Genomic DNA, 11,967 nt, shown 5'->3' on the forward strand with positions numbered 1-11,967 from the left:
AAGCATTTTGCGATTCTTGGTGATTCTGTGTGAAGACAAAACGCTCAAATCAACTAGGGCCCGTCGTACCCCCTCCCCTACCTCCTCCGGAATTGCCGGATCCATGGGTGGTGCCGTTGTTGCCGTTGTTGCCGTTGCCGTTCCCCTGGCCGCCTGTGCCCTGATCGTAAAGAATGCGCGGGCCGGTTACATCCGGTGGCGGCGGTGTGAAGATCACCTGCGGCTCGACACGGAATTTCTTGCGCGGCGGCGGTGTGACCGCGACCTTGCGCACCGGCGGGAGCACAACTTCCATCTTGTCGCCCTTCGGCAGGCCACACGGATCGAAGGAGTATTGCCACTGCCTTCCATTCGGATCCAGCGCCGCCATGAGGCCGGCATAGTGTCTGGCCCTCTCCGGATCGCGCACATCCACGGGCCCCCTGGCATAGATCCAGGCCAGATTTGAGGCGGCGTAATAATCACCGCGCTCGGCGCCGGTCTCGAACCAGCCGATTGCCGTTGGCAGGTCCTTTTTGACGCCATTGCCGTTGAAATACATGGTCCCGATCGTGGTGGGGGCGTAGGGATGTGCCTTGTCGGTGGCGGTCTTCAAGAGCCCCATTGCGGTGGCGGCGTCGCGGGTCACGCCCTTGCCCTCCAGATAGGCGACACCCAGGTTGCGCATGCCGCAAACATCGTTGCGCACCAGGGCAGCCTGGAAGAACTTGGCGCCGCGTGTGGGATCGGCCGGCACGTTCTGGCCGTAATAATACATGGCGCCGAGCGTATTCATCGCGGAGGTGTTGCCGAGTTCGACGGCCTGGCCGATGAGCTTGACGCCATCGGCGACGGACTTGGGAGTTCCCCGCCCAAGGGTGCGGTTGCGGCCATAATCCAGCATGGCGTAGGCGTCGACGCCGGCGCCTTTCTTGAAGAGCTGGTTGGCAACCGTCAGGTTTTGCGGTTCCCCGGCACCGCGCTCGGCCAGGATGCCCAAGCCATGATAAGCGCGGATATAGCCGGCATCGGCCGCGGCCTTGAATTGCTCGCTCGCCCCGGCCACGTCGTTGTCGGCGAGCTTGGCGCGGCCGAGTTCATATTTGTAGCGCGCGATCCCGGGAAACTTCGCAACGGCCTGGCTGCAGGCCGCAATGGCCGCCTTGGCATCGATCTCGTTCGGCAGTTTGCCGGCGGTCACGCCCTCGGGATCGAGCGGCTCGCCGGCCAGGGCGTCGCAGGCCGGCACGAAGGGCTCGATCCGGCCTGTCACGACCTGACTGTCACCACCAGGCTGCTCGACTTTGAGCTGGATGGTTTGCACCTTGCCTTCCGAACCGATGGCGGGCTCGAAGCTCACGGCTCGAAGGGCATTCTGGTCAATGATATCGCCCTCGCCGAGGGGCTTGCCGTTGAGGTAGAGCACCCCGCGGCTCGGGGCGGCGGCGACTTGGATCTCGGCGCCGGTGGCGTCGCGGATGAGTGGAAGGTCGTCGAGCATCGCCACCTCGCCGATGCCGATCGGCACGCGGCGCGGCTTGCTGAAGGTCTCATCCAGGAGAGCCGCCATCTGCACCGGGGCGGCCTGCGGCGACTCGGCAGTGGCCGTATCCTGCCTCGGCGCGGGGCCGATTTTCACCGCGCCTGCATTCGCGGTCTGCACCGGTTTCACCGGCTCGATATGGATGACCGGCTTGGCCAGGTAGACGGGCTGCGTCAATGTGCTCATCAGCCAGGGGCGCTGGCGCTCATGGGTCGCCTGCCAGACATCCTGCGTCACCTCATCGAGGGCCTTCTGCACATCGACGCCAAGCGTGAAGGAATATTTGAGCATGGAGGCGGTGAAAGGCGACTTGTCGCCCGCGCCGTCCTCGGCCACCGCGCCGGGCTGCGTCGAATAGGCGACGAAACTCCCCGGGAAACTGGTCAGGGGCGCAAGGCCGACGCCGGCGACCGCCATCTGCTTCTTCGGCCCCACAAGGTAGGAACGCGCCTGGAAGGGGTTGTTCCGGCAGGAATCGAGATAGACCAGTTGCGTCTTGGAGTATTGCCGCATGGCGAGCAGGATCGTCTGAACCTGGATGGTTTCGATTTCGAGATCGGCCGGATCCTTCAGCTTGGCATCGATGGGAATGATGCGGTTGTCGCCCCCGACCTGGATGCCGTGGCCGGAATAATAGAGCAGGCTGAGGTCGGAGCCCTTCAGGGACTGGATGAAGAGCCGCATGGCCTCGTCGAAGTCCTTGCGCTTGAGATCGAGAACCGAGATCACCTGGAAGCCCTGGCGCGTCAGGGCTTCCGCCACGGCGCGGGCGTCATTGTCGGGATTGTTGAGCGGCGGCACCACCGTGTAGTTGCTGTTGCCGACAACGAAGGCGATGCGCCGTTCCGCCGCGTTGGCGCTCGGCGTAATGGCCAGCGTCACAGCCGCGAGCGCCGCCAGCGGCAGAGTGGCTTTCCGGGCAAAGCAAGGACGACCGGCGGGATCTCGATTCGAGATGAGCGCTGCCATGGATGCCTCCCTACGAGCCAATCCGGATTCTTCAGCTTTCAATTGCAAGTAGCGGCAAGCCGAGCCTACGGCAGCCACGAATACTTATACTTACCTGAAACAAGCGTCCGCAGAGGGTGCTGGTCGGATCCTCCCAAATTCTGAGAGACACGGCCCCTTCTATGCTCGGCCCGTATTTTCAAACCTTATGGGATTAAAAGCAACAGGCCAGCAGTGCTGGAACGCACAAATGGCAAATTTTTCAGAGTGACTTCAGATTTATTTCGGAAACGCGTCGTACGGACTGATTTCAGGACCTTGCGTGGCGCAGTGAAAGCTGGTGAGCGAAGCCTGTCACGCCTGCAAGAAGGATCGCATCCGAGATGCGCGAGGCTACTTACCGCCTCCAGATCCTGCGCAAGCAGAAGAACTGGACTGCTTCGCTCAGGATCGCGCCGGTGGTACAGGAGGTCGCGAAGGAGTAGTTCTGGAACGACGCCTTCGAGCCGGCTCTTCCTCGACTGCGCGGGCCCCTTGCCCGTATCTTGGAAACGCCTGGCTTGTTGGATAGGAGATGCGGGCGAGACGCCCGCGCACCCGGGAGATTGCATGCTGCGCCTGCTCAAATGGATCGTGATCATCCTGGTGCTCGCCACGGGCGCCTGCTGGCTCGACCAAGTTCTGCCGCGCTATGATGTGGTGCGCATCGTCGGCACCGACACCAAGCGCCTGGACTCCTCGGGCTATTTCGACAGTGACCAGCCGGGCCCGAAGAGCACCAGCAGCCGCGACGTGCGCTTCATCAACACGGTCTATCCGAGCGGGTCGCCGCGTGTCTTCCGCAACGAGGACACCGACTGGGGCTTTCCCTGGTACTACAAGTTCGATTCCGGCAACCTGATGGCGGCCGCGCAGGCCTTGCAGTCCAGTGCCGACAACCCGAAATGGGTGGTGATCAAAAGCTATGGCTGGCGCGTCACCCTCCTCACCATGTTCCCGAATGCGATCTCGATCCGCGCCGCGAGCGGTCCGGACGAATATGTCATCCCCTGGCTGCGCATTTTTGTGTTCGGCTTCCTCGCCATCCTGCTGATCTGGCTCTATTTCCGCCTGCGCCGCTTCAAGCGCGAGCGCCTGGATCCGGTGTTCGGCCGCATCGGGAACCGTATGAGCGCCGCGGCTGACGCGGTTGACGATCACGCCGTGGCCGTCTCCGACAGCGCCAACGGCTTGATGGCGCGCCTCCGGCGCTGGCTGGGCGGGGGACGGTCAAAACAGTAAGCAGCGGCTTGTCCCGCGTGATGAACCCTATTTAATCCGGGTAATATTGACTTCCCGATTTTACCCGGATATATCCCGTGCATCACCACAGGATAGAGACCATGACACACACCCTCATCGCCTTTGCCGGCCCGCGTCGCCTGGCCGAGGGAGATACCGCCAATGTCGCCGTCGCCATCCGGCAGGCGCAGGATAGCGGCGAGGCCGCCTCCATCTTCGTGTTCGAGCGGGACAGCAGCCGCCCGGTCGATCTCGACCTGCGCGGCACGCCGGCCGAGATCCGGGCGCGCTACATCGCCATCGATCCTCCGCGCGGTCCCGGCCGCCCCAAGCTCGGCGTCGTCGCCCGAGAGGTCACGCTGCTGCCGCGTCACTGGGACTGGCTTGCGGCTCAGCCGGGCGGCGCCTCCGTGGCGCTGCGCAAGCTGGTGGACGAAGCCCGTCACGCCTCGGAGGAGAAGGATCGCATTCGTGATGCGCGCGAAGCCGCCTACCGCTTCATGAGCGCCATGGCTGGTGACGCTCCCCACTACGAGGAAGCGATTCGCGCCCTGTTCGCAGGGGACCGGGAAAAGTTCGGCACCCTGATCGAATCCTGGCCGCAGGATGTGCGCGAGCATGTCCATGGACTGGCGGAGGCGGGGTTTTGACGCTGGGAGCGCGGACGTCCCTACGACACTCAAAAGAGTGTCGGACGATCCGCTCTTGGAAACGATGTGTTCCGGAAGATCGGAAGAGCGGACGGGGATGTCCGCGCTCCCAGCAACCCCTTCTCCGGCCAAGCAAATTTCAATTCCTCCGCGTCACGGATTTTTTTGGGTTTCACCTCAAATTTTTTCTTGCATGTGACGTCCGGAATCCCTATTTCCCGGCTTGCCCAATTTCGCACGTGCCTGTGGCCGCGTGCCGGTCGGTGGACATCCAGACAAGAGGCTGGACGGTCGCCAGGGATGGACTAGGGATCGCGGCAGTGATCCCTTGAGGTGGTCAAGCACCAAGGTGCCGAAACCATCGAATCCCGAACAACGATCGGCAGCCGGAGGCGACCGGTGAACCCCGTACTCCGCGGGGGACGCAGCTTGAAGCAACGACGAAGCGGGCTTTTTTGGTCTCGGCTGGTGTCCAGATCCAGCGACTGAAGAGGCTTGTTTCTCTTTGCCAGGCGTGCGGACCGGGTTTCCCGATCCAATCCAAGGCAGCTCCAACCATGCAGCGGTTTGCTCCGTTGCGTGGCGTTATGCATCCCGTCGCGGTGAGGCTTGTGCCTGACCGGCGGTGGGCGGCGCGTCTTCATGGTCTGCCCGCGTTTCCACCCCGCGGCGACGATGACGGCGCTCCGATCCGTGCCATTTCCAGGATTGGGGGAACCCACCATGACCGACCGCATCCGCGACTACCTGCGCGCCAACCCTGCCGAAGGCCCCCGCCTCGTCGTCGATCTCGACGTGGTTGAGCGGAACTATCAAGCGTTCGCTCATGCGCTGCCGGACACCCGCGTGTTCTATGCCGTCAAGGCCAACCCGGCGCCGGAGATCCTCAATCTCCTGGCCGAGCTCGGCTCGAATTTCGACTGCGCTTCCGTGGTCGAGATCGAGCAGGCGCTCGCCACCGGCGCAGAGGCCGACCGCGTCTCCTTCGGCAACACCATCAAGAAGGAGCGCGACATCGCCCGTGCCTTCGAGCTCGGCGTGCGCCTCTTCGCGGTGGACTGCGAAGCCGAAGTGGAGAAGATCGCCCGCGTTGCTCCCGGCTCGCGCGTGTTCTGCCGCATCCTGTGCGACGGCGCCGGCGCCGAGTGGCCGCTGTCGAAGAAGTTCGGCTGCGTGCCCGCAATGGCGCCGGAGGTGCTGGAGCGTGCCCAGTCGCTCGGCCTGACGGCCTATGGCGTATCGTTCCATGTCGGCTCGCAGCAGGGCAACGTCCAGGCCTGGGACAGCGCGCTGTCGACCGCCGCGGGTATCTTCCGCGAGCTGGCCGAGCGTGGCATCACGCTGTCGATGGTCAATATGGGCGGTGGCTTCCCGGCCAAATATCTGCGTGCCATGCCGGGTGTACCGGCCTATGGCGATGCGATCTTCGGCGCGCTCCGCCGCCATTTCGGTAACCAGCTGCCGGAGACCATCATCGAGCCGGGCCGCGGCATGGTCGGCGATGCCGGCATGATCGAGGCCGAGGTGGTGCTGGTGTCGAAGAAGGCGGCGGACGATGAAATCCGCTGGGTCTATCTCGACATCGGCAAGTTCCACGGCCTCGCCGAGACCATGGACGAAGCCATCCGCTACCCGATCCGCACCGAGCGGGACGGTGACGTCAAGGCGCCCTGCGTCCTGGCCGGACCGACCTGCGACAGCGTCGACGTGCTCTACGAGAAGACCCCCTATGATCTTCCCGTGAGCCTGTCGATCGGCGACAAGGTGCTGTTCGAGGCCTGTGGGGCCTACACCACCACCTACTCCACGGTGGGCTTCAACGGCTTCCCGCCGCTTGCCTCGGTGGTGATCTGAGGCGTCATCCCGGAAGCGCGCAGCGCTATCCGGGACCGTCCTCCAGCAAGCCTTTGTCGTCTCACGATCCCGTGTCTGCGGCGCACCATTGCATGATGCACCGCGCACGGGATGACCTCCCACCCATCATCCCGTACGGCCGCTTTGTCGGTGCGAGGGCTGTCGCTCTAGCCTCTAAGGAGCCACGGCCATGGTCCGTATTGTCCAGGAAGCCCTGTCCCATTTCGATGCCCGCGAGAAGCTGCTCGATGCCGCTTTCGGGCCGTCCCGCTTCGCCAAGACCTCGGAGCGCCTGCGCGAAGGCCGCCTGCCCGCCAAGGGCCTGGCCTTCTCGGCTCTCGACGATGGCAAGCTGATCGGCACGCTGCGTCTGTGGAACATCTCGGCCGGCCCCGGCCGCGCGGCGCTGCTGCTCGGCCCGCTCGCCATCGACGGCGAGCGCCGCAGCGAGGGCCTCGGCGCGCGCATGATGTGGCACGCCATCGGCCATGCCCAGCATCACGGCCACAAGGCCATCCTGCTGGTGGGCGATGCACCCTATTACAGCCGCTTCGGCTTCTCGACCGACCTCACCGAGCGCCTCTGGCTGCCCGGCCCCGTGGAGCGCAACCGCTTCCTCGGCCTGGAGCTGGTGCCCGACGGCCTGGTCGGCGCCAGCGGCCTGGTGAACGCGACGGGCGAGAAGGTCGCCACGCCGGACTTCGCGGCGCTGGTCGCGAAGGCCGCGAACGATACGGGCTGGAAGTTCGCGGCTTAACCTGGGAGCGCGGACGTCCCTGCCTGCTCTTGAATAGGATACCAGAGCCGAGGAAGGCGCAAGTTCGGTGTGCCGGTCTTCAGACCGGCATCTTGCCACCCGTGTCGAGGGCATGCCGGTCTGAAGACCGGCACACCGATGTCGGCCTGCGCTCTGGGCAGAAGAGGCAGGCTGGAAGCCTGCGGTCCCAGGAAGACGTCCGCGCTCCCAGCCGTCATCCCCCCTTCACACTCTCTCGACAAAAACTTGCAGCTAGCCCCGGCGCGCCCTAAACGCTTGGGTTCAAGCATTTTGGAGGTATCATGGCTGAGTGGCCAGTCTACGGTAAGATTTCCGGTCCCATTGTGATGATCGGCTTTGGCTCGATCGGGCGCGGCGTGCTGCCGCTGATCGAACGCCATTTCACCTATGACAAGAGCCGCCTCGTCATCATCGATCCGCACCCCCTGCCCGCCGACCGCAAGCTCATCGAGGAACGCGGCATCCGCTTCATCCAGGAGGCGGTAACCAGGGACAATTACAAGAGCCTGCTCGAGCCGCTGCTGACCAAGGGCGGCGGCCAGGGCTTCTGCGTGAATCTGTCGGTCGACACCTCCTCCGTCGACATCATGGAGTTCTGCCGCAGCCTCGGCTCGCTCTATATCGACACGGTGGTCGAGCCCTGGCTCGGCTTCTATTTCGACAAGAATGCCGGCCCGGAGGCGCGCACCAACTATGCCCTGCGCGAGAGCATGCTCGCCGCCAAGCACCGCAATCCCGGCGGCCCCACGGCCGTGTCCTGCTGCGGCGCCAATCCCGGCATGGTGTCCTGGTTCGTCAAGCAGGCGCTGCTCGACGTTGCGAAGGAAACCGGCCACGGCACGCCCGATCCCAAGAACCGCGAGGAATGGGCCGCGCTGGCGCAGGCTGTCGGCGTCAAGGGCATCCATATCGCCGAGCGCGACACCCAGCGCGCCAAGCATCCCAAGCCCCGCGACGTCTTCGTCAACACTTGGTCGGTGGAGGGCTTCATCTCCGAAGGCCTGCAGCCGGCCGAGCTCGGCTGGGGCACGCATGAGACCTGGATGCCCGAGACCGGTCGCACCCATAAGGAAGGCTGCGGTGCGGCGATCTATCTGCTCCAGCCCGGCGCCAACACGCGGGTGCGGACCTGGTGCCCGACGCCCGGCCCGCAATATGGCTTCCTCGTCACCCACAACGAGGCGATCTCCATCGCCGATTATCTAACGGTGCACGAGGGCGACAAGGCTGTCTACCGGCCGACCTGCCACTACGCCTATCACCCGGCCAACGATGCCGTGCTCTCCCTGCACGAAATGTTCGGCGCCGCCGGCAAGGCGCAGGACAAATTCGTCATCCTGGACGAAAACGAGATCGTCGACGGCGCCGACGAACTCGGCGTGCTGCTCTACGGCCATGCCAAGAACGCCTACTGGTTCGGCTCGCAGCTCACCGTCGAGGAGACGCGCAAGCTCGCGCCCTACCAGAACGCCACCGGTATGCAGGTGACCTCCGCCGTGCTCGCCGGCATGGTCTGGGCGCTGGAAAATCCGGCTGCCGGCATCGTCGAGGCCGACGAGATGGATTTCCATCGCTGCCTCGAAGTGCAGCGGCCCTATCTCGGTCCGGTGAAGGGTTATTACACTGACTGGACCCCGCTCGACAGCCGCCCGGGCTTCTTCCCCGAGGATATCGATACGTCGGATCCCTGGCAGTTCCGGAATATATTGGTGCGATAGGTTCCTCCCGGGTGCGCGGACGTCTCGTCCGCCTCTTGAACGACCATGTTACGAAAGAGGGCGCGACCGTCACGGTTCGCGCCCTCTTCTTTCAATTCACCCTTTCCAAGGAGCGGACGAGACGTCCGCGCACCCGGGACTATGTCAGCCCTTTGCGCTCGACCAGGTTCTCGAGGGCCGACAGCCAGTGCTCGTAATAATGCGAGCCGTCATCGGCGGGCGCCACCGCGATTTCCCTAGCGAGCGCCTGTGCCCATTCAGGCCAGGTGAACACGCCTTTTTCATGAAGCGAAACGGCCATGGCGAAGGCGCGCGCCTCCCAGGGCTCGCGGAAGACGGGCTCGCCGCGGTCACGCGGGATGGAGGGAATGGCCTCAAGCGGGGTCAAGATAACTCTCCCACAGATCGAGCATCACGGTAAGGGTGGGATCGGCCTCACAGCCCCAGAGCTCGCTGCCGGCAAAGCGCACGGTATAGAGCCATTCAGGGTTTTCCCCCTCGCCATTGGCATTTGAGTCGGGCAGCACGAACATCGTGTGGGCCTCGACGATGGTGCCGACATGGCCGCGGGCATAGCGCGGCAGGCGGGTATGGGTCAGCTTGTGCTCATTGCGCGCCCTGATGCGGTCCCCGGCTGTAAAACGCGCCGGCTGCGTCACCGGCCGGTCGCAGCGCGTGCCCGTGAGCAGCGCCGCCGGCACCTCGGCCGCCTTGATCACGCGCCTGACGGGCTTGCCCGGCTCGATCGCCCTGCCCTCGGCGAGTTCGGCCTCGCTGGCCAGGCCCTTGGCCAGCAACTGCTCTGTCAGCCCCTTGATCCAGATCTCGTAATAGGAGGAGGATAGATACTCGGCCGGCGGCAGGCTCTCGCGGGCATGGCGCACGGCATCGAGCGGCCAGGAGCCGGTGGCGCCCATCGCCAGGGTCACCGCCATCGCCCGCTTCTCCCAGGGCGCGTGGAAGAAGGGCTCGTCCTTCTCCGGCGCAACAGGCCCGAAGCCCATCATGCCGCCGAGATCCTGCGCACCGTTCATGGGAAGCTCCGGAAGGGATGGGACTGTTCAACACCGACAGTTGAGCCATCTTTCGTTGAGATGATCAAGCTTGCCTCTGCCCGGGGAACAACTACATTATGATTCATGGCATTGCTTGAGAGTGGACCCCATGGCGAGCAAGATGGAAGAGGTCTCGGTGAAGCTGCCGGAACGGGTGAGACAGCAGGTGGACGAGCTTGCCCGGCAGACCAACCGCAGCCGATCGACCATCATTGGCGAAGCCGTCTCGTCCTATATGCGGGACCAGGCCGATTATATCCGCAGCCTCGATGAGATCGTCGCAGGTCTCGACACTGAGCCTGCCCATTCTGCCGAACAGATTTTCGCCTGGCTGGAATCCTGGGGAAGTGAGAACGAACTTCCTTCGCCCAAGCCAGATATTTTCCCCGCTTCCGGATCCGGCAAGATCGGCGCATGAAACTGATCTTCAGCGGGGCCGCAAGACGCGACCTCGACGAATTGAGGATCTGGCTCGAGCCGCTGAGCCGGGTCGGCCTCGCCAATGTAACCAAGGCGATCACGGCTCGAATCCGCCTCGTCCAAGACAAATCCGCTGGTCGGGCGCAAGACGGTGCGCGAGCCTATCCGCGAAGTGATAGAACCACGCTACGGCTTCATCATACCCTATCTGGTGCGCGGGAATGTGCTCTACATCCCGCGTGTCTACCAGGCGCGCCGCCGTCCGCTCGACTATGATTCCCTGGAGATACCGAGCACCGAGGTCAGCGCGACTGAACAGGGCACGGAATGACGAGGCTGGGGTAGGCAAGGCAGGTAAGGGAAGCGGACCGCACGATACGCTCCTGGGACCGCAGGCGTCTCGCCTGCATCTTGAGCCACCGACGTTTCCAAGAGCAGGCGAGACGCCTGCGGTCCCGGGAATCGGTAGCGTTTCCCGTGCCCTACCCCCGCCCCGGCAGCATGCTCTGCAGCACCTCGTCGCGGTCCCAGAGCCGGTGCTTCAGCGCCGCCAGGATATGCAGCCCCACCAGCGCCATCAGCACAAAAGCGAGGCGATGGTGCACCACCTTCGCGCTCTCCGACAATTCGTAATCTGGCGCCACCAGGTTCGGCACGTGGTAGCCGCCCGGCAGCTCGATCGGCAGCGGCAGCGTGGAGGCCGAGACATAGACGTAGCCGGCGATCAGCACGCCGAAGATCAGGCCGTAGAGCAGGAGATGCACGCCCTTGCTGATCAGCTGCTCGTGCCGCGGCATGGTCTGCGGCAAGGCCGGCGCCGCCGTGAACAGGCGCCAGAGCGCGCGGATCGCCATCAGGAGGAAGACGAAGGCGCCGGTGGTCTTGTGCAGCTGGTAGAGGTCGAATTTCTGCGCGGGGTCGTCGACCCATTCCACCATGTAGAGGCCGAGCCCCAGCATGAACAGGATCAGGCCGGCGCATGTCCAGTGCAGCACCTGGCCCACGCCGCTCCAGCGGCGGCGCGGGGTGGCGGCGGTGATCATTGCGCCTGTGCCTCGGTGGTGACGATCAGGTCGACGTCATTGCTGATCGCCGGGAAGCCCGCGCTCATGTTGAAGGCGAGGCGCTTGATCACGCCGGTGGCGCGGAAGCCGATCTGCGAACGCGAATTGTCGGCAGGCCTGTCGAGAGCGACATCGATGGTCAGGGGACGGGTGACGCCGCGGATGGTGAGATCACCGGTGACCTTGGCATGGCTGCTGTCGACCTTCTCGACCTTGGTCGAGGAGAAGGAGATGGTGGGATATTGGCTGGCGTCGAAGAAGGCGTCGGTGCGCAGGTAGTCGTTGAAGGAGGGCGAGCCGACATCCACCGACTTCGCCGCCACCTTGAACGAGACGTGGCTGGCGGCCGGGTTGTCGAAATTGATCGAGATCTTGCCGTCGAAATCATGGAACTGGCCCTTGGTGCGCGGCCAGCCGATGCCGTCGACCACGAAGCCCACCGAAGTGCGCGCGGGATTGATGCGCCAGTTGCGCGCCTCCGCCGAGTCGGCATGCGCGGTGCCAAGCAGGGCCATCACTGAAAGAGTGGCGGCGAACAGGCGCACGCCCGAAAAAGCGTTCCGACCGATCATGGCGGAAACCTCCAATACCAAATGATACAACAATGCTCGCGAAAGCGGGTTCGCAAAAAGAACACGCGAGGGCTTCGAATATTCGTTTGAGGGCGAATTGGGGGG

11 protein-coding genes and 1 pseudogene are annotated in these 11,967 nt (G+C 64.1%); 7 read left to right on the forward strand and 5 right to left on the reverse strand.

The window, feature by feature from the left end:
- Positions 1 to 49: 49 nt before the first annotated feature.
- Positions 50 to 2,491 carry a caspase family protein gene (locus QQL24_RS24530; protein WP_284314919.1) on the reverse strand — a complete coding sequence of 814 codons (2,442 nt, stop codon included), beginning with the start codon at positions 2,489 to 2,491 and terminating at the stop codon, positions 50 to 52.
- 588 nt (positions 2,492 to 3,079) lie between these two features.
- On the opposite strand from QQL24_RS24530, the gene QQL24_RS24535 reads away from it, so the two are divergent.
- The 5 genes from QQL24_RS24535 (at position 3,080) to QQL24_RS24555 (ending at position 8,751) form a co-directional block, all read left to right on the forward strand.
- Positions 3,080 to 3,751, forward strand: coding sequence for a DUF1523 family protein (locus QQL24_RS24535; RefSeq protein WP_284314920.1), 672 nt, complete (start codon positions 3,080 to 3,082; stop codon positions 3,749 to 3,751).
- Between the two features lie 101 nt (positions 3,752 to 3,852).
- On the forward strand, positions 3,853 to 4,401 hold the full coding sequence (locus QQL24_RS24540; protein WP_284314921.1) for a DUF2239 family protein: 549 nt from the start codon (positions 3,853 to 3,855) through the stop codon (positions 4,399 to 4,401).
- 723 nt (positions 4,402 to 5,124) lie between these two features.
- The gene (locus QQL24_RS24545; protein ID WP_284314922.1) at positions 5,125 to 6,255 is read left to right on the forward strand and encodes a type III PLP-dependent enzyme; all 1,131 of its coding nucleotides are present in this window, start codon (positions 5,125 to 5,127) and stop codon (positions 6,253 to 6,255) included.
- Between the two features lie 190 nt (positions 6,256 to 6,445).
- Positions 6,446 to 7,012, forward strand: a complete 567-nt coding sequence (locus QQL24_RS24550; RefSeq protein ID WP_284314923.1) for a GNAT family N-acetyltransferase — start codon at positions 6,446 to 6,448, stop codon at positions 7,010 to 7,012.
- 302 nt (positions 7,013 to 7,314) lie between these two features.
- The gene (locus QQL24_RS24555) at positions 7,315 to 8,751 is read left to right on the forward strand and encodes a homospermidine synthase (protein ID WP_284314924.1); all 1,437 of its coding nucleotides are present in this window, start codon (positions 7,315 to 7,317) and stop codon (positions 8,749 to 8,751) included.
- Positions 8,752 to 8,896: 145 nt separating this feature from the next.
- On the opposite strand, the pseudogene QQL24_RS24560 reads toward QQL24_RS24555, so the two are convergent.
- A pseudogene (locus QQL24_RS24560) lies at positions 8,897 to 9,157 on the reverse strand (nitrile hydratase accessory protein); the annotation flags it as partial.
- Complete coding sequence (nthB, locus tag QQL24_RS24565; protein WP_284314925.1) at positions 9,126 to 9,785, reverse strand: nitrile hydratase subunit beta; 660 nt, start codon at positions 9,783 to 9,785, stop codon at positions 9,126 to 9,128. The gene nthB and the pseudogene QQL24_RS24560, both read right to left, overlap by 32 nt.
- 130 nt (positions 9,786 to 9,915) lie before the next feature.
- On the opposite strand from nthB, the gene QQL24_RS24570 reads away from it, so the two are divergent.
- Positions 9,916 to 10,224, forward strand: a complete 309-nt coding sequence (locus QQL24_RS24570) for a ribbon-helix-helix protein, CopG family (RefSeq protein WP_284314926.1) — start codon at positions 9,916 to 9,918, stop codon at positions 10,222 to 10,224.
- Between the two features lie 153 nt (positions 10,225 to 10,377).
- A complete protein-coding gene (locus QQL24_RS24575; RefSeq protein ID WP_284314927.1) occupies positions 10,378 to 10,557 on the forward strand; it encodes a hypothetical protein in 180 nt (59 codons plus the stop codon).
- 151 nt (positions 10,558 to 10,708) lie between these two features.
- On the opposite strand, the gene QQL24_RS24580 is transcribed toward QQL24_RS24575, so the two are convergent.
- Entirely contained in the window at positions 10,709 to 11,269 is a 561-nt protein-coding gene (locus QQL24_RS24580) for a cytochrome b (RefSeq protein ID WP_284314928.1), read from the reverse strand.
- Positions 11,266 to 11,862 carry a YceI family protein gene (locus QQL24_RS24585; RefSeq protein ID WP_284314929.1) on the reverse strand — a complete coding sequence of 199 codons (597 nt, stop codon included), beginning with the start codon at positions 11,860 to 11,862 and terminating at the stop codon, positions 11,266 to 11,268. Before QQL24_RS24585 ends, QQL24_RS24580 begins: the two co-directional genes overlap by 4 nt.
- Between the last annotated feature and the right edge of the window lie 105 nt (positions 11,863 to 11,967).

Origin of the sequence: Labrys miyagiensis (assembly GCF_030160835.1) — a bacterium.
GTDB lineage: Bacteria > Pseudomonadota > Alphaproteobacteria > Rhizobiales > Labraceae > Labrys > Labrys miyagiensis.